General features: G+C 71.1%; 19 protein-coding genes and 2 pseudogenes. 13 read left to right on the top strand and 8 right to left on the bottom strand.

The window, feature by feature from the left end:
• Positions 1-104 precede the first annotated feature (104 nt).
• Positions 105-612 (top strand): annotated as a pseudogene (locus tag OG885_RS39175) (VOC family protein); the annotation flags it as partial.
• A gap of 84 nt (positions 613-696) precedes the next feature.
• Complete coding sequence (locus tag OG885_RS39170; RefSeq protein ID WP_405740294.1) at positions 697-1,749, top strand: aldo/keto reductase; 1,053 nt, start codon at positions 697-699, stop codon at positions 1,747-1,749.
• Positions 1,750-1,751: 2 nt separating this feature from the next.
• On the opposite strand, the gene OG885_RS39165 is transcribed toward OG885_RS39170, so the two are convergent.
• The 3 genes from OG885_RS39165 to OG885_RS39155 are packed head-to-tail and all read right to left on the bottom strand — an operon-like array spanning position 1,752 to position 6,525.
• Positions 1,752-4,328: a cellulosome protein gene (locus OG885_RS39165; protein ID WP_405740292.1), complete on the bottom strand. Its 2,577-nt coding sequence runs from the start codon at positions 4,326-4,328 to the stop codon at positions 1,752-1,754.
• Positions 4,329-4,369: 41 nt separating this feature from the next.
• The gene (locus OG885_RS39160; protein WP_405740289.1) at positions 4,370-4,909 is read right to left on the bottom strand and encodes a MarR family winged helix-turn-helix transcriptional regulator; all 540 of its coding nucleotides are present in this window, start codon (positions 4,907-4,909) and stop codon (positions 4,370-4,372) included.
• Positions 4,906-6,525, bottom strand: a complete 1,620-nt coding sequence (locus OG885_RS39155) for an FUSC family protein (protein WP_405740286.1) — start codon at positions 6,523-6,525, stop codon at positions 4,906-4,908. Before OG885_RS39155 ends, OG885_RS39160 begins: the two co-directional genes overlap by 4 nt.
• Positions 6,526-6,682: 157 nt before the next feature.
• Here OG885_RS39155 and OG885_RS39150 point away from each other — a divergent pair, with 157 nt between their 5' ends.
• The 5 genes and pseudogenes from OG885_RS39150 (at position 6,683) to OG885_RS39130 (ending at position 10,741) form a co-directional block, all read left to right on the top strand.
• Positions 6,683-7,216, top strand: a complete 534-nt coding sequence (locus OG885_RS39150; protein WP_405740283.1) for a DUF5134 domain-containing protein — start codon at positions 6,683-6,685, stop codon at positions 7,214-7,216.
• Positions 7,217-7,309: 93 nt separating this feature from the next.
• Positions 7,310-8,273: pseudogene (locus OG885_RS39145) on the top strand (M56 family metallopeptidase).
• Between the two features lie 90 nt (positions 8,274-8,363).
• Positions 8,364-9,035, top strand: coding sequence for a phosphatase PAP2 family protein (locus tag OG885_RS39140; RefSeq protein WP_405740280.1), 672 nt, complete (start codon positions 8,364-8,366; stop codon positions 9,033-9,035).
• A 127-nt stretch (positions 9,036-9,162) separates the two neighbouring features.
• Positions 9,163-9,879: an HAD family hydrolase gene (locus OG885_RS39135; RefSeq protein ID WP_405740277.1), complete on the top strand. Its 717-nt coding sequence runs from the start codon at positions 9,163-9,165 to the stop codon at positions 9,877-9,879.
• Positions 9,880-10,051: 172 nt separating this feature from the next.
• On the top strand, positions 10,052-10,741 hold the full coding sequence (locus OG885_RS39130; RefSeq protein WP_405740274.1) for a TetR/AcrR family transcriptional regulator: 690 nt from the start codon (positions 10,052-10,054) through the stop codon (positions 10,739-10,741).
• Here OG885_RS39130 and OG885_RS39125 read toward each other — a convergent pair.
• Entirely contained in the window at positions 10,729-12,231 is a 1,503-nt protein-coding gene (locus OG885_RS39125; protein WP_405740272.1) for an LVIVD repeat-containing protein, read from the bottom strand. The genes OG885_RS39130 and OG885_RS39125 overlap by 13 nt on opposite strands.
• Positions 12,232-12,422: 191 nt before the next feature.
• Between OG885_RS39125 and OG885_RS39120 the strand changes: the two genes are divergently transcribed.
• Positions 12,423-13,061, top strand: a complete 639-nt coding sequence (locus OG885_RS39120) for a DUF305 domain-containing protein (protein WP_405740269.1) — start codon at positions 12,423-12,425, stop codon at positions 13,059-13,061.
• A 26-nt stretch (positions 13,062-13,087) separates the two neighbouring features.
• Here OG885_RS39120 and OG885_RS39115 read toward each other — a convergent pair whose 3' ends face one another.
• A complete protein-coding gene (locus OG885_RS39115; protein ID WP_405740266.1) occupies positions 13,088-13,549 on the bottom strand; it encodes a DUF6214 family protein in 462 nt (153 codons plus the stop codon).
• A 199-nt stretch (positions 13,550-13,748) separates the two neighbouring features.
• Between OG885_RS39115 and OG885_RS39110 the strand changes: the two genes are divergently transcribed.
• Both OG885_RS39110 and OG885_RS39105 read left to right on the top strand, forming a co-directional pair.
• Positions 13,749-15,092: an FAD-dependent oxidoreductase gene (locus OG885_RS39110; protein ID WP_405740263.1), complete on the top strand. Its 1,344-nt coding sequence runs from the start codon at positions 13,749-13,751 to the stop codon at positions 15,090-15,092.
• Between the two features lie 105 nt (positions 15,093-15,197).
• On the top strand, positions 15,198-16,568 hold the full coding sequence (locus OG885_RS39105; RefSeq protein WP_405740260.1) for a nucleobase:cation symporter-2 family protein: 1,371 nt from the start codon (positions 15,198-15,200) through the stop codon (positions 16,566-16,568).
• On the opposite strand, the gene OG885_RS39100 is transcribed toward OG885_RS39105, so the two are convergent.
• Positions 16,494-16,841 carry an ArsR/SmtB family transcription factor gene (locus tag OG885_RS39100; protein ID WP_405740257.1) on the bottom strand — a complete coding sequence of 116 codons (348 nt, stop codon included), beginning with the start codon at positions 16,839-16,841 and terminating at the stop codon, positions 16,494-16,496. The genes OG885_RS39105 and OG885_RS39100 overlap by 75 nt on opposite strands.
• 129 nt (positions 16,842-16,970) lie before the next feature.
• Here OG885_RS39100 and OG885_RS39095 point away from each other — a divergent pair, with 129 nt between their 5' ends.
• A complete protein-coding gene (locus OG885_RS39095; protein ID WP_405740254.1) occupies positions 16,971-18,050 on the top strand; it encodes an NADH:flavin oxidoreductase/NADH oxidase in 1,080 nt (359 codons plus the stop codon).
• A 342-nt stretch (positions 18,051-18,392) separates the two neighbouring features.
• On the opposite strand, the gene OG885_RS39090 is transcribed toward OG885_RS39095, so the two are convergent.
• Positions 18,393-19,640, bottom strand: coding sequence for a PHB depolymerase family esterase (locus tag OG885_RS39090; RefSeq protein ID WP_405743088.1), 1,248 nt, complete (start codon positions 19,638-19,640; stop codon positions 18,393-18,395).
• Between the two features lie 353 nt (positions 19,641-19,993).
• Here OG885_RS39090 and OG885_RS39085 point away from each other — a divergent pair, with 353 nt between their 5' ends.
• Positions 19,994-20,797, top strand: a complete 804-nt coding sequence (locus OG885_RS39085; protein WP_405740251.1) for a pectate lyase — start codon at positions 19,994-19,996, stop codon at positions 20,795-20,797.
• 89 nt (positions 20,798-20,886) lie between these two features.
• Here the strand turns inward: OG885_RS39085 and OG885_RS39080 are convergent, their stop codons facing one another.
• Positions 20,887-21,666, bottom strand: a complete 780-nt coding sequence (locus OG885_RS39080) for a PaaX family transcriptional regulator C-terminal domain-containing protein (RefSeq protein ID WP_405740248.1) — start codon at positions 21,664-21,666, stop codon at positions 20,887-20,889.
• A 65-nt stretch (positions 21,667-21,731) separates the two neighbouring features.
• Here OG885_RS39080 and OG885_RS39075 point away from each other — a divergent pair, with 65 nt between their 5' ends.
• Complete coding sequence (locus tag OG885_RS39075; protein WP_405740245.1) at positions 21,732-23,387, top strand: DNA alkylation response protein; 1,656 nt, start codon at positions 21,732-21,734, stop codon at positions 23,385-23,387.
• Positions 23,388-23,537 lie beyond the last annotated feature (150 nt).

The following is a 23,537-nucleotide window of genomic DNA, read 5'->3' as shown; positions in this document are numbered from 1 at the left end:
CGGCGGCCGGGGCTAGCGTGCGAGAGGGGTGCTCGCGTCGGCAGAAGGGGCGTGGCGCTGGCGTGCGAGAGGGGTGCTCGCGTCGGCACAAGGGGCGTGGCGGCATGAGGCTCGACAAGCCGGTGGCCGGTGGGCCCTGCTGGGCCGCGGTGGGAACGCCGGACCTGGAGGCGGGCGGGCGGTTCTACGGCGAACTCTTCGGCTGGCGGACGGAGACGGCCATCTCCCGGTTGCGGGGATGGTGCCGCTCGGCGCGGAGGGGCGGCCGTGCTCGTGGTTCGTGACCTTCGCGGTGACGGACCTCGACGCCGCCGCGGCGAACTGATCAACGCCCCCGGTTCGCTGGGCTGGGTGGAACTGCTGTGCCGGGAGCCGGAGCGGGCCATGGAGTTCTACACCGCGGTGTTCGGCTGGAGCGTCAACGCCTCCGAGCGCTACACGCAGTGGGGCCTCGACGACGCCGACTTCGGCGGCACGGTCACGATGGACGACAAGTTCCCGCCCGAGGTGCCGCCGCGCTGGCTGCCGTACTTCGCGGTCGAGGACGTCGACACCACCGCCGCCGCCACCGCGACCGAGGCGGGCGGCACCGTCCTCATGGAGCCCACCTCGGGGCTGAGCGGTACGGCTTGCCCTGGAGCGCGCTCCACCTCGTAGCGTCGGACGCACAACGACCTGCTCGGAGGGGAACTGATCGTGCGGTACACACTGTTCGGCAAGACCGGTCTGCGCGTGAGCGAACTCGCTCTCGGCACCATGGTCATGGGCGGCGAACCCGCCTACGGCTCCGACAAGGACACCAGCGCCCGGCTTCTGGACGCCTACGCCGACGCGGGCGGCAACTTCCTCGACACCGCGGACATCTACTCGGGCGGGCACTCGGAGCGGATTCTCGGCGAGCTTCTCCAAGGGCGGCGCGAGGAGTTCGTCGTGGCCAGCAAGTACACGTGCGGGACCCGCGACGGAGACGTCAACGCGGCCGGCAACCACCGCAAGAACCTCGTGCAGTCGGTGGAGGCGAGTCTGGAGCGGCTGCGCACCGACCGCCTGGACGTGCTGTGGGTGCACGCGCGGGACAACTTCACCCCGGTCGACGAGGTGATGCGGGCGCTGGACGACCTCGTACGGACCGGCAAGGTGCTGTACGTCGGGGTCTCGGACTGGCCCGCGTGGGAGATCTCGCAGGCCAACACGCTCGCGGAGCTGCGGGGTTGGACCGCGTTCGCCGGTTCGCAGCTGCGCTACAACCTGCTGGAGCGAACCCCGGAGCGCGAACTCCTGCCGCAGGCGCGGGCGTTCGGCCAGGCGGTGTTCGCTTGGGCGCCGCTCGCGGCCGGGAAACTCACCGGTAAGTACCGGCGGGGCGAGACGGGCCGGCTCGACACGTGGGGCGACCGACCGAACCCGCGGCAGGAGGACGTCATCACCGCCGTCCTGGACATCGCCGAGCAGGGCGGCTGGAGCCCGGCCCAGGTGGCCCTGGCCTGGCTCCTCGGGCGCCCCGGGAACATCGTGCCGATCATCGCGGCCACCAAGGAGCACCAGCTCGCCGACAACCTCGGCTGTGCCGAGGTCCGCCTCGACGCCGACGCGGTCGCCCGCCTCGACGAGGTGAGCGCGGTCGAACTCGGCTTCCCACACGACTTCGTACGGGAGCCGGCCGTCGTACGGAACATCTACGGCGACCGCTGGGAGGACATCGACGACCGCCGCTCGGGCTACCGGCGGACGGCGACGGAAGTCCTCTAGCGCTAGGGCCGTCCGGCCAGTGGTGTCACCGTCACCGTGTCGATGACCGGGGCATGGGCGGAGCGCTGGCCGTGGGTGTTCTTCGTGGTGCCGTCGAAGTCGGGGAGCTCGTCGGCGGTGAACGTGACGGTGTTGGCGCCCTGTTGGAGGGTGACGGGGACGGCGAGCTGCCAGAAGTTGTTGAAGTGGAAGGTCGTGGGGAAGAGCACGCGCCGGGTGCTGTCGCCGTTGACGGTGAGGTCGGCGTGGCGGCAGACCGGGTCGGGGTTGTAGTGGGTGCCGGCCGGCTGCTCGCCGTTGGCGTAGCGGATCGTCAGGGCGTGGCGTCCGGGGCGGTCCGCCGTCACCGTCAGGGTGAGCGCGTTGCCGGGGCCGCGGCCCACGCCGTCGACGGCCTTGCCGCCGGTGGCGTACGAGAAGGCGCTCACCCTCGCGGTGCCGGTCAGTTCGCCGTCCCCGGCCCGGTACGTCCTGGTCGGCAGCAGGCCCCGCGACGGTCCCACGCTGAGCCGGTCCACGACCAGCTGGTCCGAAGTCGCCGTCACCGTCACCTTGTTGACGCCTCCGGCGAGGAAGAGCGGGATCTCCCTGTGCGGGTCGGCGTCGATCTCCTCGCCGTTGACCGTCAGCACGCCCTCGCCCTCCCCCGTGAGGGTCACCGCGGCCTCTCCGTCGTGCTCCGCGTGCACCCAGAAGGTGACGGTGCCGCCGCGCGGGAGCAGGGCCGACGGGCCGTGGACGCGTGCTCCGTCGCCGAGGGCCGCGTACACGGCGTCGTAGGTCACGAGGGATTCCGTGTCGCGCGGGGCGAGTTCGATCCGGTCGACGACCGCGTCGCCGCGGGTCGCGCCGAGTTCGGGGTCCTGGGCGGCGAGGGTGATGCGGTGCGGTCCCGCGGTGAGGTGGACGGTGGTGTCGGTGTGGCCCCATACGGCCCACTTGTAGCCGAGGGGCAGGAGCAGTTCGCGCGGGTCCTCGCCGTCGACGCGCAGGAAGACGTTGGTGGGGCCGTGTTCGCGTACGAGGTCGGCCTGGTTGTGGGAGTTGGCGTACACGCGGATGTCGTACGTCCCGTCCCGCGGGACCTCGACGTCGAAGGCGAGGACGAGGTCGGAGCCGGTGCGCAGACCGCCGACGTGATGGCCGCCGGAGGTGGCGAACCTGTCGACGTCCGTCGGGGACCCCTCGGGACCGTTCTTCACGTATCCGCTCCCGGTGTACGCGGCGTCCTCGGCCTCGTACGTCCGTCGGGGACCCGCCAGGGACGAGACGGGAGCGCCGGCGGGCGACAGGATCAGCTGGTAGGCGGACATCGCGTCCAGGTCGGTGAGAGGCAGGGCCAGTCTGCCGTCCACTACCGGCAGTTCGTCCTCCCGCAGCGTCAAGGGGGCGCCCGACGAGCCGAGTTGGCCCGTCCAGGGGATCTCCTGGAGTCGTACGTGGACGGTGGTGCCGAAGGTCTCCGGGTCGAGGTGCTCGACGACGACCTCGGCGGCACCCCCGGAACCCCCGAACAGGACCCGCGCCTGCCGCTTGTCCCGGTCGAGCGTGGCGACGCCCTGGAGGGTGTACTGGACGTTCGGGTGGGGAGCGGTGACCGCGACCGTGTTCCCCGTCAACCGGCCGTAGGCGTTGAACAGCCACCACTGGCCGTTGGCCTTGTTGGCCTCCACCACCGAGTCGTTGAGGTTGCCGGCGATGTTCCAGTACGCCATGTCGGCGTCGACCTTGGACTCCTCGATCGCGGAGATCCACTGGATCATCTGGCCGGGGACGGAGAGGTGGTAGTTGTGCGCGTACTCGTTGAGGTTGAGGGGGAGCGGGCCGATGCCCAACTCCCGTTCCCAGGACCGGTACACGGCGACGTTGGTGCGCACCTCGGCGGGTGAGGACAGCTCGTGCCAGGTGATGACGTCGGGCAGGACGTCGTTGTCCCGGGCGAACCGCAGGAATCCCTTGACCTCGGGGTACAGGACGCAGGTGTTGGGGCCGGCGATCCGGGCGTCCGGGTGCAGGTCCTTGATCATGCGGTACACGTCCCGCCAGGCGGCGAAGTAGTGCCGGGGGTCGGTGTGCCAGGAGGTGCGGTCGTAGCTCCACTCCCCCTCGCCGAACATGTTGCCCTCGGGTTCGTTGAACGGCACGTACACGACGTGGGTCGCCAACTCACCCATGGTCAGGACCTGTTCGACCTGCTTGCGGACGCTGGCGACGAAGCCCGCGAGCCGTTCCTCGCCCGTCGCGCCGGGCCATTCGTAGGGGAAGCCGCGCAGGATGTCGGTCATGTAGAGGTAGACGTCCCGGCCGCCCGCCGCGACGAAGGAGGGGAGGATCTCCAGGCCGTCCGCGCCGGGGTGCTGGACGCCGTCCTGGGCCTTGGTCGCGACCGTGCGGACGTACATGCCCTCGACCACCGCACGGCTGGGGACGCCGTCGCCGTAGAGGCCGTACAGCGTTCCGCTGGCGCCGCCGTGGAAGGGACCCGTCTCGGTGCCGAGATCGACGGTGAGCGTTTCGGCTGCCACGGCGTTCCCACTTTCGTTCAGCGCGTTCGGTATGCCGCACGTCTGTCGGCGCATCGAACCGACGGTAGGGACATCGCGTGGATCACGTCAATGACTCAGGACCGCAGCGCGCTCGGACGCCCTTCCAGCTGGCCCAGCAACTCGCCGAGCAGCCCCGCCAGTTCACCCTGCCGCAGCGGATCGAGGACGGACAGCACGGCGGTCTCGTAGGCGAGCTGCTCGGGCAGGATGCCGTCGACGATCTCGCGGCCCGCGTCCGTCAGGCGGAGGTGGGCGACGCGGCGGTCGCGGGTGTCCCCGCGGCGTTCGACGAGGCCGCGCTCGGTCAGCTGCTTGAGGCGCTTGGTGACCGCGGCTCCCGAGGAGAAGGTCTCCCGGGCCAGGTCGCCCGGCGTCAGCTCGTGGCCGGTGCGGCGCAGCGCGCCGAGCAGGTCGAACTCGGCTCGGCTGAGCCCGGCCCGGCGCAGCGGGGCGTCCTCGGCCTGCTGGAGGAGGGCGGCGCAGCGGTTGACGCGGCCGATGATCTCCATCGGGCCGGTGTCGAGACCGGGGTGGACGGCCTGCCACTGCCGGACGACCGCGGAGACGGTGTCGCCCCCGCTCGCGCCCGCCTGCCGTCCGTTCGGTGCCGTCATGGCCGTATGCCCTCCGCCGTCGCGCTCCGGTGCACCTCCTGGTGCCGTACCGTCGCCGCGAGCGTACGGTGTCCGGCCTGCTCGGCGCGCACGACCCGCTCCTGGGGCAGGGCCCGCTGCCACCACTCCCCGGACGCGGCGTCCACAGCGGCGCGCAGCTCCACGAGGTGGGCGGCGAGGGCGCGGCGGGCGCAGTCCAGGGCGCGCGGGTCGGGGTGCGGTTCGGCGAGCAGGCGGGCGGTGTGTTCGCGGGTGCGCTCCACGGAGGTCAGCGTCTGTTCGATGCGGTTGCCGGCGCGGCGGTTGGTGACGGCGATCGCGGCGACGAAGCCGACCAGCGCGCCGACGAGGGTGTCGATGACCCGCTCGGTGATCAGTCGCCCGGGCTCCTGGAATCCGGCGAACTCGGTGATGAGCAGGGCCATCGGGGTGACGCAGACGCTGCCGAGCCAGTAGTTGCGGCCGATGAGCGCCTCGGCGCCGAAGTTGAAGGCGAGGCAGATCAGAACGAGGGCGGCCGGGCCGAGGTGGGCGAGCGGGACCACGGCGGCGAAGAGGAGCACTCCGGCGAGGTTGCCGACGACGCGCTGGACGCCGCGGCTCCAGGTGAGGGTGAGGTTGGCCTGGTAGAGCGAGGCGGCGGTGACCAGGGCCCAGTACGGGCGGCCGACGCCGAGCGCGAGGGAGGCGTATCCGGCGAGGGCGCAGCCGGTGGCGGTGCGCACGGCGAGCGGGGTGAGCGGTCCGAGCCTGCGCCACAACGGGGCTGCGGGGACGGCGAGTTCGGCGTCGACGCCGAGGAGTTCGCCGTGGTCCTCGGTGTGCGGGACGGGGCCGTTGCCGCGCAGGTCGCGGGCCCAGGCGCGCAGTCGCCGCGGGTCGGCGTCGGCGGGGGCGGCGAGGGCGACCTCGGCGCGGACGACGAGCCGGTCCAGGGCGCGGCGGGCCGGGGTGCGGGCGCCGGCGGACAGCAGGGACTGCCAGGCGGCCTGGATCGCGGCGGCCGCGGCGGCCCTGCTCCGGGGGTCGTCCTGTTCGACGTATGCGGCCGTGGCGTTCAGGGCGTGTGCGGTGGCCCGCCGTTCCGGGCCGTGCGGCCGGATCAGACCCGGCGCCATGCCGACGATCCAGGCCCAGGCGCCCGCCGCGAGCGCGAGGGCGAGGTGGCCGGGGACCTGGGCGAGGGTCTGCGGTGCGAACAGGGAGGCCGAGGTGATGAAGGTGAGGACCACGTTGCCGGGCGGGCCGACGCGGGTCGCGTCGCACAGCGCCTTCTGCACGGCTGCCAGCAGTGCGCCGACGGCGACCAGGAGGACGGCGCTGCCGGTGAGCGAGGCGGTGACCAGGGAGACGGCGAGGCCGCCGACCATGCCGAGTACGACCCAGGCCAGGGTGCGGGCCCGGGCGGCGTAGGGGCGGTTGTGGGCGTACAGCGCGCACAGGGACCCGGCCATCGTGTACATCGCCAGGTCGAGGCGGCCGAGCGCGAGCAGGGTGAGGTTCGGCGGGGCGACCGCGGCGACCACGCTCAGGGCGGGCTTGAACCAGATGTCCGAGGGTCGCCCGAGACGGAGCACACCGGCGAGAGGGAGGCGGTTCATGCGGTTCATACCCATAACCTTAGCAGGTGTTTTACCTGTAAACGATATTCACCGCCCGTCGGTGACCTGCTGTGCTCCCCCGAATGCTCCCCGTGTACATCCTTGCGCTCGCGTGCGCGCCGCGTGGCCGGGGCATCCCCTCCCCGTCCGACCGTCGAGCGGGGAGGCGCGTGTGCACGGACCGGCTTCGCCCGGCTGGCTGCTGGTCGCGCTGTGCGCGGCGACCGGCGCCTACTGCCTGCTGCGGATGCGCAGCGACGTCGAGGAACAGCGCCGCGCGGCGGGCGGCGAGGCACTCATGGGCTTCGGGATGGCCGCGATGGCCGTCCCCGCCGCGGTGTTCACCCCACCGCCCTGGGCCTGGACGGGATACGCGGCCGTGTTCGGCGCGGCGGCCCTGCGTGCCCTGTGGGCGGCACGGACCAGCGCCCATCATCTGCATCACCTGGTGGGGGCCTCGGCGATGGTCTACATGGCGGTCGTGATGGCGGCGGCCCCCGCACACCACGGCGGCGGCTCCGGGATCCCCGTGCTGACGGGCGTGCTGCTGCTGTACTTCGCGGGCTATGTGCTGCTCTCCGGCGTCCGTCTGGTGCCGGTCACGGCGGGGGGCGGGGCGGTGTGCTGGGGCGACCGGCCGGAGGTGGCGCGGGCGTGCCGGCTGTCGATGGGGATCGCGATGGTCGCGATGCTGGCGACGCTCTGAGTGTTCTCCGTCCCGCCAAGTGCCCGCCGTGTCCTGCGTCACTTGGTGCGGGATGCCGTACCGGTGCCCGTCCGCCGCTCATAGGGTGCTCCCATGATGGTCCCCGCGGCACTGTTGCTGCTCGGCGCCCTGGCCGCCGTGGCCGCTCCCCGGCTGCTCGCCCGGGCCCGATGGCCGGACCGTGAACCGGTGGTCGCGTTGTGGGTGTGGCTGGGGGTACCCCCTCTGGGGGAGCGTGGTGGCGGCCGTACTCCTGTGCTGCGCCCTGTCGATGACGCTCAGCGCGGCGGCCGCCTGGCAGGCGGTACGCGGTCATGTCTTCGCGCCCGCGCCGCGTTCGGTGGTGGAGGCCTACGCGCTCGGTGCCGGTGGCGTCTGGGCGGCGACCCTCGCGGTGACCCTGGCGCTGGGCGGGGTGTGGACCGCGGCGATGCTGATACGGGAGGTCGTACGGGCGCGGGCGCGGCGTCGACTGCGCAGGACCGAACTCCTGGTACGCGCCCCGCTGTTGCCCGGCGAGGAGGGGAGCACCGGACGTCTCGTGGTGCTTGAGGGCGAGCGCCCCGACGCCTGGTGGCTGCCCGGTTCGGCCCCTCAACTGGTCGTCACCACGGCCGCGTTGCAGCGCCTGAAGGGTCGGCAGCTGGATGCCCTGCTGGCTCACGAGGAAGGGCACGCGCAGGCCCGGCACGACTGGCTGCTGCACTGTTCCTCGGCGCTCGCGGGCGGGTTTCCGCAGGTGCCGGTGTTCGCCGCGTTCCGCGCCGAGATGCACCGGCTCGTCGAACTCGCCGCGGACGACACGGCCTCCCGCCGCTTCGGACGGCTGACCACGGCGCTCGCGCTGGTGGAACTCAACGAGGACCGGGGTGTGTTCGGCCCCGCCCCGACCCCGCAGGCCCATGTCCCGCAGCGGGTACACCGCCTCCTCACTCCCCCGGACCGCCTGCCGGTCACCCGGCGCCTGGGGCTGACGGCCACGGCGGCGCTGGTGCCGATGGTGCCGCTGTTGGTGGCGTTCGTACCGGGGTTGCGCGCGCTCGGCTGGGACGGCTGAGCCGGCCGGACCCCCGGGCCGCACCTCCCCCCGGCCTGCGCTCCCCGCCGGGATTGGCCTCCGACCCCACCGGTCGGCGAGGATCGAAGGATGCGCACCCCGCCCGTCGACGCCCCGCCCAGCCCGCCGGACCAGCGCCTCGCCGTCCGCGCGGCCGGAGTCCTCGCCGTCTGCTCCGTGCTGCTGATCACTCTGGTCGCGGTCCGCTGGCACCCGCTGATGAGCCTCGACGGCGACATCGCGGACACGACCCACCGGTGGGCGGTCGACGAACCCGGGCTGACTCACGCCTTCCGGATCCTCACGGACTGGGTGTGGGACCCGTGGACGATGCGGTTGCTGTGCGCGGTGGTCGTGGTGTGGCTGGTGTGGCGGCGGTCGGCGTGGTGGACCGCGGGCTGGCTGGCCGTCACGTGTGCGGTGGGCACGGTCGTCCAGCAGTCCCTCAAGGCCGCGGTGGACCGCCCCCGACCGGTCTGGCGTGACCCGGTCGACACGGCCCACTACGCGGCCTACCCCTCGGGCCATGCCCTGACGGCCACGGTCGTTCTGGGCCTCCTCCTGTGGCTCCTGCACCACCACGGCGCCGGCCGCGCCCTCTGGCGCACCGCCCTCACCGTCTGTGTCATCTCCGTCCTCGGCGTCGGCCTGACCCGCGTCTGGCTCGGCGTCCACTGGCCCTCGGACGTCCTCGGGGGCTGGCTGCTGGGCGCCCTGGTGGTGGCGGTGGCGGTGCTGGCCCACCGACGGCGTGAGGCATGACGTACCGCTGGATGGGCCGCCCCAAGATCAAGGCATCGGGACCGGGGGCTCCGCAGGCCGCGTCAGCCGGTCCGCCGCAGACCTCGACCGGAGCCTCTTCGGGAACGTCGACTCGTAGGATCTCCGCATGATCGCCGTGCTGTTCGACTTCTCCGGGACCCTCTTCCGTATCGAGTCCACCGAGTCATGGCTGCGGGGCGGCCTCGCCGAGGCCGGGATCGTGCTGGACGACGGGGAGGTCGCCGGGACGGCTCGGGCGCTGGAGATGGCTGGAGCGTTGCCCGGCGGGGCGGCGCCGGTGCGGTTGCCCGAGGACCTGGCCGGGGTGTGGGCGGTGCGGGACGAGAGCGCCGAGCTGCACCGGGCCGCGTACACCGGGCTGTCGCGCCATGTCACGCTGCCGGATCCGGCGCTGCACGACCGGCTCTACGAGCGGCACATGTCCCCGGCGGCCTGGCAGCCCTACCCCGACGCCGGAAAGGTGCTGCGGGCGCTGCGCGAGCGCGGGATCGCCATCGGGGTCGTCAGCAACATCGGCTGGGATCTGCGGCCGGTCTTCCGTGAGCACGGGCTCGATCCGTACGTCGACGCGTATGTCCTGTCGTACGAGCACGGCGTCCAGAAGCCGGACCCCCGGCTCTTCGCCGCCGCCTGCGCCCATCTCGGGGCGGACCCGCGCCGCACGCTCATGGTCGGCGACGACCGGCGGGCCGACGGCGGGGCCGCGGCTCTGGGGTGCGCGGTGCACTTCGTGGACCATCTGCCGGCAGGCGAGCGGCCGAACGGGCTGCTGCCGGTGCTGGATCTGGTGGACGGGGCCGGGGCGGGCCCAGCGGCCGGCTGAACGACGGGCCAGTAAGTAGCCTCAGGCCACCAGTGGGGTGAGAAGAACCGTCCGTCTCGGACGATCCCCCGCGTCGCCCGAGACGGACGGCAGCCCTGACCAGCCGTTTCACCGGCCGGTGCGGACGCGTTGAGTATAGTTGGCTGGCAGCCAGTCAACGCAGGAGTCAAGCATGTCCCCGCGCAGCGCCTCGGTCAATGAAGAATTGCGGCGGCGATCCCGCGAGCGGTTGCTTCAGGCGGCGGTCGAGGTGGTCAGCGAGCACGGATACGAGGCGACGACCCTCGGTGACATCACCGACCGGGCCGGTTCCGCACGTGGACTGGTGTCGTACTACTTCCCCGGAAAACGCCAGCTGGTGCAGTCCGCGGTACACCGGCTGATGCACCGCACACTGGAGGAGGCGCTGGAGCGGGAGCCACGCACCGAGGACGGCCGGGAGCGGATGGCGCGGGCCATCGACGCGATCCTGGGCCTGGCCCGGGACCGGCCCGTCCTGATGCGCCAGCACATGGCGGGGCTGTTGCAGGCCGAAGGGTTCATGCCGTGCCCGGAACAGCGGCGACTTGCCGAACTGCTGCGGGACACCGTCGCACGCCACGGCTCACCGGACCCCGACGCCGACTACCCCATGCTGCGCGCCCTGTTGATGGGATCGGTCTACGCCGCCCTCGTGCCGGGCGTACCGATGCCGCTGCCGGTGCTCCGCGCCGAGCTGTTCAAACGCTACCGGCTGGACTGGGAGTTGGGCGTCCCGCCGGACACCGAGAAGGCGTCCGACGGGACCGGTGACACGGATCTGTCACGCTTCTTCGCGACCGGTGCCGTGGCGGACCACGGCGGCGACGATCAGTCGAAGTAGTCGGGCTGCGTCTGGGTGTTGAGCTCCTTCAGCCGGACCCACTTGGCGGGGTCCGTGCGCCGGTCGCTCAGCTTCAGGACGTCGAAGCCCTTGGCGATGTCGTTCGAGTAGATGTAGCCGTTGTAGTAGTACGCCGACCAGGAACCGCCGACGGTGAGCGTGTCGGTGGTCAGCGGGCCGCGCTCGAAGTAGCCGATCTCCCTGGGCTTCGAGGAGTCGGTGAACTCCCAGACGGAGACGCCGCCCTGGTACCAGGCCTGGACCATGATGTCCTTGCCCTTGACCGGGATCAGCGAGCCGTTGTGGGCGACGCAGTTCTCGGTGTCGGCCTGGTGGCGCGGGATCTTGAAGTAGCTGCGGAAGACGAGCTGACGCTTGTCGCCCTTGCCGACGATGTCGTAGATACCGTCGGCACCGCGGTTGGCGCCGACCGTCGCGTTGCAGGTGGCGGCGCCGCCGCCGCCCAACTCGTCGGTGAAGACCACCTTGTTGGCCTTCTGGTTGAAGGTCGCCGAGTGCCAGAACGCGAAGTTCACGTTGTCCTGCACCTGGTCGATGACCTTCGGGTGCTCCGGGTCCGCGATGGAGAACAGGATGCCGTCACCCATGCAGGCGCCCGCGGCGAGGTCCTTCGAGGGCAGGACCGTGATGTCGTGGCAGCCGGTGGTCTTGGAGACGCCCGGGTTGGTGGGCCCGCCCGGGTTGCCGCCGCCGTCCGGCCCCTCACCGGGGAACAGCACCGGGAAGCCGACGACCGCCGCCTTCTCGGGAGCGCTCCGCGGCACCTTGATGACGGAGATGCCGTCGTGCGGGGGCTGACAGTCGGGGTAGGAGGCGTTCGGCGAGTACGAGGAGACGTAGATGTAGACGTTCTTGCGCTCGGGCACCAGCGTGTGGGTGTGCGAGCCGCAGGCGGTCTCGACGGCGGCGACGTACTTGGGGTTGGTCTTGTCGCTGATGTCGAAGACCTTCATGCCCTCCCAGGAGGACTTCTCGGTCGCGGGCTGCGTGGTGCTGTTGCAACTGCTGTCGCTGCGCGAGGAGTCGGTGGAGAGGAAGAGCAGGTTGCCGGAGACGGAGATGTCGTTCTGCGAGCCGGGGCACAGCACCTGGGCGACCGTCTTCGGCGCCTTCGGGTTGCTGATGTCGAGGATGCGGAAGCCGTCGTAGTTGCCGGCGAAGGCGTATCTGCCCTGGAAGGCGAGGTCCGAATTGGTGCCGGCCAGCGCGTCCTTGGGGATGTTGGTCAGGTGCTCGATGTTGTCGGAGTGGACGACCTCGTTCTGGCCGGGTATCTCACCGTCGGCCATCGCGGCCCGCACCTGGGCCTCGGTGCTCCGGGACACCTCCGTGCCGGACGCCGCCGTGCCGTCCCCGGGGTCGGGGGTCGCCGCGGCCGGGACGGCCGTCAGCAGGGCGGCGAGGAGTCCGGCCGCGGCGGCCACAACTCCCAGACGTCTGTGTCGGGTTCGGGGATCTTTCAGGATCACTGCTTCCTCCCTGGTTCCGTTCGCCTCGGAACGGTTCACACACCACCGAAGTATGGTCTTGACCATGCACACACCAACAGGGGGCAACAGAACCGCAATGAAGTTTTCTGCTCGGTAATCCGCGGAAGCGTGCTAGGACAGTCACGGCACTCACGAGGTGCCCCTCACCACGCCTGCCACAGGAGGTCGTTGTGCTCATCCGCCGCGCGTCCCTCGCCACGGTGACCGTTCTGGTGACACTCGGCCTCGGGGCCTGCGACTCGGACGCGGACCCCAAGTCGGCCGCGGCGACCGGCCCTTCGGTGCTCGCGCCCGGCGCCCCCGGCGAGGCGAACCGCACCCTGTCCGCCGAGGAGGCCACGGATCAGCGCGCCGAGGACGACTCACCCAACGCGGCGGACGTCTCGTACGCCCGGATGATGATCGTGCACCACACCCAGGCCCTGGAGATGACGGAACTCGCCCCGGAGCGCGCCGAGTCCACGAAGGTCAAGAAGCTCGCCGAGCGTATCGCGGCCGCCCAGGGGCCGGAGATCGACGCGATGGAGAGCTGGCTGACGTCGTACGGCAAGGACACGAAGGACGCGACGCACGAGCACGCGGCGATGCCGGGCATGGCCAGCGAGGCCCAGATGAAGAAGCTCAAGGCGGCCAAGGGCAAGGCCTTCGACCAGCTCTTCCTCACCCTGATGATCACGCATCACGAAGGTGCGCTCACCATGGCCACGGACGTGAAGGGGCAGGGCAACAACATCCGCGTCGAGGAGATGGCCGACGACGTGGTCGCCCAGCAGACGAGCGAGATCTCCCGGATGCGGGACATGCTGTGACGCCCCCGTCGCGGTAACGGCGTTGCTCAGCGCCGCGCGTGACGTGGCGTCAGGTATCCCGCGTCACGCGCCTGCGCGATCATCCTCAGCGACTTGCGACGGCTGTGCCCGGTCGCGCACATCACCGCGAGCACCGGGTCGACCCCGTCCTCCTGTGCGGCGCGGTATTCCTGCGCGACGAGCCACCGCCCCTCGACACCCCGCGGCCACGCCGGCCGGGCCCGCCGCGAGACGCCCGGCTCGCCCTGCTCCGGCACCGGCCCGAGGCCGCACGCCTCGAAGAGCGGGCCCTCGATCCAGTCGGCGAGGACCCCGAGGTCGTCGAGGGAGAGCGCCGGCTGGGCCCGTACGTCCTCCAGGGAGGCGCATCCGTCGGACACCACGGCCAGCAGATCGACCCGGGCGCCGTCGGTGAACGCCAGCCGGACGTGGAACCACGAGGTCGCGTTCTCGTCCTCCTGCACTTCCCACGCGGGCCACACGGACACCGCACCGTCCGTCGGACAACGATCAGAAAGATTAAGAAACGATGCTTCTAGCACACACGCAACGTAACCGCATGATCACTTTCCATACCAACGGACACGCGTCCCCCGCTCCGTACAGCACCCTGTCAGCGCAGCAGCGACGGTGCGATGCTGGAGACATCAGCGATCTGCTCTGATCCCACGGGTAAGGAGTACCGCCGTGCTTCGTGTCGCCGTCGTCGGCTCCGGGCCGAGCGGGTGCTACACCGCCCAGAGCCTCGTCCAGCTGGACCCCTCGGTGTACGTCGACGTCCTGGACCGTCTGCCGTGCCCCTACGGGCTAGTCCGCTACGGCGTGGCACCCGACCACGAGAAGATCAAGTCCCTCCAGCACAACCTCCGCACCATCCTGGAGCACGAGCGGGTCCGCTTCCTCGGCGGTGTCCGGATCGGCACCGACGGAGTGCCGACCACCCGGCTGCGGGAGCTCTACCACGCCGTCGTGTACTGCGTGGGCGCCGCCACCGACCGGCACCTCGGCATCCCCGGCGAGGACCTGCCGGGCAGCTTCTCGGCCACCCAGTTCGTGTCCTGGTACAGCGCCCATCCGGACGCCGTCGACGACGGCTTCGTCCGCGCCGCTCGCTCGGCGGTGGTGATCGGCGTCGGGAACGTCGCGGTCGACGTGGCACGGATGCTGGCCCGCGGCGCCGCGGAGCTGAGCCCCACGGACATGCCCCAGCCGGCGCTCACCGCACTGGCCGCGAGCCGGGTGACGGACGTCCATATGGTGGGCCGCCGCGGCCCCTCCCAGGCCCGCTTCACCACCAAGGAACTGCGTGAGCTGGGCGGCCTGCCGGAGGCGCAGGTCGCCGTGGATCCGCAGGAGTTGGCGCTCGACCCTGCCTACGCGGACCCCGCGGCCCTGGCCGCCGCCCAGCGCCGCAACGTGGAGGTGTTGCGGGGTTGGGCCCAGTCGCCACCGACGCGGAGTCCGCGCCGCATCCATGTGCGCTTCTTCCTCCGCCCGGTCGAACTCCTCGCCGAGGCGGGGCGCGTGGGCGCGGTGCGCTTCGAACGGACGGTGCCGGACGGCCAGGGCGGGGTGACCGGCACGGGCCGGTACGAGGAGATCGAGGCCCAGTTGGTGCTGCGCTCGGTGGGTTACCGCGGAATCCCCCTGGAGGGCCTGCCGTTCGACGCGCGCACCGGCACGGTCCCCCATCTCGCCGGCCGCGTCCTGCGCGAGGGCGCGGTGGCGCCGGGCGAGTACGTGGCCGGCTGGATCAAGCGGGGCCCGACAGGAGTCATCGGCACGAACAGGCCGTGCGCGAAGGAGACGGTGACGTCATTGCTGGAGGACGCCGACATCGTCGTACGAGAGGAGAGGCGGGGCGATCCGCTGGAGGCGTTGCGGGCCGAGGGGCAAGAGCCGATCGAGTGGTCGGGCTGGCAGTCGATCGAGCGGGCAGAGGCGGCACTGGGCGCATCTCTGGGCCGGACGGTGGCGAAACTCCCTGATTGGGAGTCCCTTTTGACCGCCGCACGCGGCAAAGGCCTTTAGAGGCGCGGGGAACTGCGCGAGCGACCACACACAACCCGCACCAGGAAACGAACCAGCAACACCCCAGAAATCAACAATCTGTTCAAGGAGCCTACGGTCCCACCCATGACCACGCACCCTGTCGACGAAGTCCCACCCATCCGCCACCTCCTCGCCTTCGGCCTCCAACACGTACTCGCCATGTACGCCGGCGCCGTGGCCGTCCCCCTGATCGTCGGCAGCGCGATGAAACTGTCGCCCGCGGATCTCGCCTACCTGATCACCGCCGACCTCCTGGTGTGCGGTATCGCCACCCTGATCCAGTGTGTCGGCTTCTGGCGCTTCGGCGTGCGCCTGCCGATCATGCAGGGCTGTACGTTCGCCGCCGTCTCCCCGATGGTGCTGATCGGCACGACCGGCGGCGGCCTCCCCGCGATCTACGGCTCGGTGATCGTCGCGGGGCTCGCCATCATGCTGCTCGCGCCGGTCTTCGGCAGACTGCTGCGCTTCTTCCCACCGCTCGTCACGGGCACCGTGATCCTGATCATCGGCCTCTCACTGCTGCCCGTCGCGGGCAACTGGGCCGCGGGCGGGGTCGGTTCGGCGGACTTCGGGGAGCCGAAGAACCTGGGCCTGGCCCTCTTCGTGCTCCTCGTGGTGCTGGGTGTGCAGCGGTTCGCGCCCGCGTTCCTGAGCCGGATCGCGGTGCTGATCGGCATCGTGGTGGGTCTCGCCGTGGCCGTTCCGTTCGGGTTCACGGACTTCGACGGTGTCGGCGACGCCGACTGGCTCGGGATCAGTACGCCGTTCCACTTCGGGGCGCCCACCTTCGAGGCCTCGGCGATCGCGTCGATGCTGGTGGTGGCGCTGGTGACGATGACCGAGACGACCGGTGACCTGATCGCGGTCGGCGAGATGACCGACCGCAAGGTCGAGCCGCGCACCCTCGCGGACGGCCTGCGCGCCGACGGCCTGTCGACCGTCCTCGGCGGTGTCTTCAACACCTTCCCCTACACGGCGTACGCCCAGAACGTCGGCCTCGTCGGCATGACCCGCGTCCGCAGCCGCTGGGTCGTGGCCGCGGCGGGCGGCATCCTCGTACTGCTCGGTCTGCTGCCCAAGCTGGGCGCGGTGGTCGCTGCGATACCGGCGCCGGTGCTCGGCGGTGCGGGGCTGGTGATGTTCGGGACGGTGGCCGCGAGCGGCCTCAGGACCCTCTCCACCGTCGACTTCAAGGGCAACAACAACCTCACGGTGGTGGCCGTCTCGGTGGCCATGGGCATGCTGCCGGTCGGGGTGCCGACGGTGTACGAGAAGTTCCCGGACTGGTTCCAGACAGTGATGAACAGCGGCATCAGCGCGGGCTGCCTGACGGCGATCGTGCTGAACCTGCTCTTCAACCACCTTCCCTCGAAGACGGGTTCAGCCGAGCCGGACGGCCTGCCGCCCGGCGGCGCCGAGCAGGGCGTCGAGCAGCCCCGGGAAGAGGTCGTCTAGGTCATCCCGGCGCAGGCCGTTCATCTTGGCCGTGCCCCGGTAGATCTGCCGGATCACACCCGCCTCGCGCAGCACCCGGAAGTGGTGCGTGGTGGTGGACTTGGTGACGGGCAGCTCGAACTGCGAACACGTGAGCTCGTCACCGGCGGTGGCGAGCTCACGCACGATCGCGAGGCGCATCGGGTCGGAGAGCGCGTGCAGAATCGACTCCAGCCGGATCTCGTCCCGGGCCGGATGCGGCAGGTCGCGGCTGCTGACAGCGGGCGAGGTCACGGCGGCTCCACCTCTTCGGGAAGGCTTCGGGACGCTCATTGTACGAAACCCTTCGTAGTTTGACATCTACCGTACTACGATGCCTATCGTACGAGTCGACCACCGGTCCCGTGACGAATGGAGCCCGCCGTGAGCGCACTCTTCGAGCCCTACACCCTGCGCGACCTGACGATCCCGAACCGGGTGTGGATGCCGCCGATGTGCCAGTACTCCGCGGCACCCGAGGGCCCCGAGGCCGGGGCACCCAACGACTGGCACTTCGCGCACTACGCGGCGCGCGCGGCCGGCGGCACGGGCCTGGTCATCGTCGAGGCCACCGGTGTGAGCCCCGAGGGCCGGATCTCGCCGTACGACCTCGGCATCTGGAACGACATCCAGGTCGAGGCCTTCCGGCGGATCACCCGCTTCCTGGTGAGCCAGGGCACGGTCCCGGGCATCCAGCTCGCCCACGCCGGGCGCAAGGCCTCGACGGAGCGGCCCTGGAAGGGCGGCGCACCGATCGGCGCCGAGGGCGGCGGCTGGCAGCCGCTCGGACCGAGCCCGGTGGCGTTCGACGAGCGGCACCCGACACCGACCGAACTGACACTCGCTCAGATCCAGGAGGTCGTCGGTCAGTTCGCGGACGCGGCCCGCCGCGCCCTCGCCGCCGGCTTCGAGATCGCCGAGATCCATGGCGCGCACGGCTACTTGATCGGCAACTTCCTCTCCCCGCACTCCAACCACCGCACCGACGCCTACGGCGGCTCGTACGAGAACCGCACCCGCTTCGCGCTCGAAGTCGTGGACGCCGTACGGGAGGTGTGGCCGCAGGACAAGCCACTGTTCTTCCGTATCTCGGCGACCGACTGGCTGGAGGAGGGCGGCTGGACGCCGGACGACACGGTCCGGTTCGCCGCCGATCTCCAGGCCCACGGCATCGACCTCCTGGACGTCTCCACCGGCGGCAACGCCTCCGGCGTGCGGATGCCGATCGGCCCCGGCTACCAGGTGCCGTTCGCGGCCCGGGTCAAGGCCGAGACCAAGCTGCCGGTCGCCGCGGTCGGTCTGATCACCGAGCCCGAGCAGGCCGAGAAGATCCTGGTCAACGGCGAGGCGGACGCCGTGCTCCTCGGCCGTGAGCTGCTGCGCAACCCGTCCTGGGCGCGGCAGGCCGCGCGCGAGCTGGGCGGCGACGTGCACGTGCCGGACCAGTACCACCGGTCGGTCTGAGCCGACGGGAAGCGCCCGCGGAGGACTGGTACCTCAGTAGTAGGTCCCGGTCCTCCCGTAGAAGCAGGGCGGCCCCGGCGGTTGCTCCCCCCAGGTCAGGGGTAATGCCTCCCCAGGCACGATGTGCCAGGCGCCCGCGACAGCGAGGCTGTTGGTATCAGGCATGAGGAGGGCGTCATGAAGGGTCAGACCCGTATCCGAGTCATCCGCCGACCCGCCCCGCGCCGGGACGAGACGATCGACCGCAGGACACCGTCGGGACGACTGCTGCCGTACTGACGGCGCCTGCGGCCGGATCAGGTCAACCGACGGTGCAGGCGGTTCCGTTGGGACTGATTCACATCAACCGACCGTGCAGGCGGTCCCGTTGAGACTGAAGGCGCCCGGTGCCGCGCTGTTCCCGGTGTGCGTCGCCTGGTAACCGATACTGACGCTCGCGTTCGGCGCGAGCGTCGCGTTGTACGAGGCGTTCGTCGCCGTCACCGCGCCGGAACTCGGCGCGTACATGGCGTTCCAGCCGTTGGTGATGGTCTGCCCGGCGGGCAGGGTGAAGGCGAGCTGCCAGCCGTTGACCGTGGTCGTGCCGGTGTTGGTGAGGGTCACCGAGGCGGTCAGGCCGGTGTTCCAGGCATTGGTGGTCACGGTCACCTTGCAGGGCCCGGCCGGGGGTTGGGGCACGGTGCCGCCGCTGTCGAGGCCGAAGAACGTGAGCACGCGGGCGGCCATCCCCCAGGCGTACAGGTTGTGTCCGACGCCCTGGAGGCTGATCGCCTCGACCTGGGCGCGGTCACCGGTACCGCCGTAGCGGGTGCGGGTCCAGCCCGACTGGGGCGAGTCGGTGGCGGCCGGGGTCTGGCTCACCCCCTGGACGTTCGTCCACTGCTTGATCTCCTCCCCGAAGTTGGGGTAGCGCAGCACGTCGTCCTCGGTGCCGTGCCACAGCTGCATGCGCGGGCGGGAGCCGGTGTACCCGGGGTAGGCGGCGCGGGCGATGTCGCCCCACTCCTGGGCGGTGTGGGTGATCGTGCCCTGCGCGCACGCGCTGTTCCACTCCGAGCCGTCGGTGGTCGCGAAGCAGCCGAACGGCACGCCCGAGAAGGCGGCGCCCGCGGCGAAGACGTCCGGGTAGTCGCCGAGCAGGACGTTGGTCATCATCGCGCCGGAGGAGATGCCGGTGGCGAAGATACGGCTGGTGTCGGCGTCGTAGGCGTCGACCGTCCAGTCGACCATCGACTTGATGCCGACCGGGTCACTGCCGCCGCCGCGCTTGAGCGCCTGCGGCGAGGAGACGTCGAAGCACTTGCTGGAGCGGGTGACGGACGGGTACACGACGATGAACCCGTACTGGTCGGCGAGCGAGGCGTACTCGGTGCCGGAGTACATCGCCGGGCCGGAGCCGGTGCAGTAGTGGACGGCCACCAGGACCGCCGGACGGGCGGTGACGGTCTCGGGGACGTACAGGTACATCTGCAGGTTGCTGGGGTTGGCGCCGAAGTTCGTGATCTCGGTGAGGGTGGCGGTCGGGGCGGCCTCCTCGGCGGCGGCCGGGGGTGCGGTGAGGAGTGCGGCGGCGAGTAACGCCACCAGCATTCCGTGGAGTGCGACAAGGACCGCGCGCAGCGGTCTCCTCGCGAGGGTGCCGACAGTGGCGGACACGGTGGGTCCCTTCGTGATGGCGGCTCGTGGGGGCATCGCTGAGGGGAGCAACAGGAATGGTGGCATGCACATGGCTGCCATGGAAGCGCTCCCACGCCATAGAAACCTTCTGCGCGAAGCGTTGACCAGAAAGCGCTTACCCTCTACGTTCCGTTCAGCAGGGTGACCGAACGGCACGACACTCCCCGGGAAGAGCCGCATGGATCTGCACGTGTCGTTCGTAATGGCACACATCGTTCACGTACGCGATCAACGACCAACCCCCCGCACACAGAAGGAATCGGGACATGACTTCTTCTCCACCTCCCCGCACACACCGCCGCGCACTGACCGGCGCGACGGCCGCACTCGGCCTTTCGGTTGGCATGATCATGGCAATCAACACGCCGACCGCGAGCGCCGCCACCTGGCCCACCCCCACCAGCAGCAAGGCGGTCACCTCCACCATCTCCGTGTCCGGCACCAAGGACTACGGGATGCAGCGCCTGTACGGCTCAGGTGACCTGGGCAGCGGCAGCCAGGACGAGGACCAGGGCCCGATCCTGAAGCTCGCCGCCGGCGCGGTCCTGAAGAACGTCATCATCGGCGCGCCCGCCGCGGACGGCATCCACTGCGAGGGCAGCTGCACGCTGCAGAACGTCTGGTGGGAGGACGTCGGCGAGGACGCGGCGACGTTCAGGGGCTCCTCGTCGTCGAACGTGTACACCATCTCCGGTGGTGGCGCGAAGGAAGCCAGCGACAAGGTGTTCCAGTTCAACGGCGCCGGGACGCTCAACATCTCCAACTTCGCGGTGAAGAACTTCGGCACGTTCGTCCGCTCCTGCGGCAACTGCTCGACGCAGTACAAGCGGACGATCAACCTCAACACCATCGAGGCGACCTACACGGGCAACAAGCTCGTCGGCATCAACACCAACTACGGCGACAGCGCGACCCTCAAGGGCATCACGATCGTCGGCGACTCCAGCAAGAAGATCGTCCCCTGCCAGAAGTACATCGGCAACAACAGCGGCAAGGAGCCGACCACCAACGGCTCGGGTCCGGACGGGACGTACTGCAAGTACTCGTCCTCGGACATCACGTACAAGTAGTCACGTCAGCCCGTATCCCCCCACGGTGAAGGCGGCCGTCCGAAGCGTCCCCGCACGGCGCTTCGTACGGCCGCCGCATCATGTGCGGCTCACCGCGTTCCGAGTTCACGCCGGTAGTCGGCGTACGCGGTACGCAGGGCGGTTCCCGGCCAGTCGGCGGGCAGGAGGCCGGTGGGCAGGACCGGGTCCGCGAGCAGATGGCGTACGACCGCCGCGAAGGCGGTGAAGCGGTCGGCGGGGCCGTCCACGCGCGCGGTGTGGGCGAGAAGGGCCCGGCCCTTAGCGGCCCAGGCGCCCAACGGCCAGAGCTGCGCGGCCAGTTCGGCCGCGGGGCGGTCAGGACGGGTCGTGCACCGCTCCCCCACCTGGGCCAGGTCGGCCGGCAGCGGGCGGCTCAGATTGGCGGGGCGCAGCCAGACGCCCTCGCGGAGTTCGGCCAGCCGCAGCGCGGTCAGCCGGGTGCGCAGATCGGCCCGTTCGGCGGGGCCGCGGCCCGTCGCCGTGATCACGAGCATCTCCCAATCGCCGTCCCACGCGCGCGTGCGGGGATGCACGGCGTCGTCCTGGCGGCGCTGACGTTCCAGGAGTCGGTCGCTCAGCCGGTGGACGGTGTCGGTGCGGCGCAGGTCCCCGGCGGCGACCATGCGGCTGAGCGCGGCCCGCGCGGTGGACCCGCCTACGCCGAAGGCCTCCACCTGGCGCACCAGCTCCTTCACCGGCAGCTCGGGCGGATGCGCGCCCAGAAGCAGGCTCAGGACGACCGAGCGCGCGGACAGCGGACGCAGTTCCAGCTCGTCGGGCCGCCCCGTCCGGCCGGAGGCATCGAGCCGATCGGGCTGGTCGGGCCGGTCGGCCGGGTTCGTCCGCATGGTCACGTACTGTAGGTCGTATTGCACCATTGCTACAGTCGCAGTGAAAATGCAACACTCGCCGTATGGTCTTCTCACCGACGCACGAGGGCAGCGCGACGCACGACGTCACCAACCAGCCCCCTCCCCTGGCCCCCTACGACGCGTCCGAGGACGTGGCCCTGCTGGAGGGGCTGCGCCGGGAGGGCGCGGGCTGGGCCGAGGACGACGTACGGCGGATCGGCCGGCTCGCGGGCAGCGCGGAGGCGCAGGAGTGGGCCGAGCTCGCCAACCGGCACGAGCCGGAGCTGCGCACGCACGACCGGTACGGCCACCGGGTCGACGAGGTCGAGTTCCATCCGAGCTGGCACCATCTGATGCGGGCCGCGGTCACCGAGGGGCTGGCCGGAGCGCCCTGGGCGGACGACCGGTCCGGGGCCCATGTGGCGCGCACGGCGGGCGGGTTGGCGTGGGGACACACCGACGCCGGGCACGGCTGCCCGACCTCGATGACGTACGCCGCCGTCCCCGCGCTGCGTCACCAGCCGGACCTCGCGAAGGTCTACGAACCCCTGCTGACCAGCAGGGAGTACGAGCTGGGGCTGCGGGTGCCCGCGGAGAAGCGCGGTCTGCTGGCGGGCATGGGGATGACCGAGAAGCAGGGCGGCTCCGACGTCCGCACGAACACGACGGTGGCCGCGCCGACCTCGGAGCCGGGCGTCTACACGCTGCGGGGCCACAAGTGGTTCACCTCGGCGCCGATGTGCGACGTGTTCCTGGTGCTGGCGCAGGCGCCGGAGGGGCTGTCCTGCTTCCTGGTGCCGCGCGTCCTGCCCGACGGCAGCCGCAACACCTTCCGCATCCAGCGGCTGAAGGACAAGCTCGGCAACCGCTCGAACGCGTCCTCCGAGCCGGAGTTCGACGGGACCGTGGCCTGGCTCGTCGGGCCCGAGGGGCGGGGGGTGAAGACGATCATCGAGATGGTCAACTGCACCCGGCTCGACTGCGTGATGATGTCGGCCACGCTGATGCGCAAGACGCTCGTCGAGGCGGGCCATCACGCCGGGCACCGCAGCGCGTTCGGCGCCCGGCTGGTCGACCAGCCGCTGATGCGCAACGTGCTCGCCGACCTCGCCCTGGAGTCCGAGGCGGCCACGACCCTCACCCTGCGGCTGGCGGGCGCGGCCGACCGGGCCGTGCGCGGGGACGCCGGGGAGCAGGCGTTCCGGCGGATCGCCACCGCCGTCGGCAAGTACTGGGTCACCAAGCGGGGCCCGGCCTTCACCGCGGAGGCCCTGGAGTGCCTCGGCGGCAACGGCTACGTGGAGGACTCGGGCATGCCCCGCCACTACCGCGAGGCGCCCCTGCTCTCGATCTGGGAGGGCTCGGGAAACGTCAACGCCCTCGACGTGCTGCGGGCGTTGACGCGGGAGGCGGGGACCGCGGAGGCCCTGTTCGGCGAACTGGCCCTGGCGCAGGGGGCGGACGCGCGGCTGGACGCCTCGGTGAACCGGTTGAAGGGGCTGCTGAGCGGCGGTTCCGAGGCCGGGGCGCGACGCCTGGTGGAGCAGATGGCCCTCACCCTCCAGGCCTCCCTCCTGGTCCGGCACGCCCCGTCCGCGGTCGCCGACGCGTTCTGCGCGACCCGGCTCGGCGGCGACTGGGGGTACTCCTTCGGCACGCTGCCGGACTCGGCCGACGTGGGCGCGATCCTGGGGCGGGCGTTGCCGGGGAGCGGCTGATCGGAGGCCGCGCCGCCGCGAAACCGGCCGTCGGACGTCGCCCTCCGGCCGGCCGTCGGGGGTCGTCCTGTAGCCGGCCGTCGGAGGTCGTCCTGTGGCCGACGTCGTTTGGCCGACAGACCGTCACCCCGCGATTCCGCTTGGTTGTCA

Source organism: Streptomyces sp. NBC_00028 (assembly GCF_045041065.1).
Lineage (GTDB): Bacteria > Actinomycetota > Actinomycetes > Streptomycetales > Streptomycetaceae > Streptomyces.
Note: the sequence above shows the minus strand (reverse complement) of the source record. Positions and strands in the feature narration are given on the sequence as shown.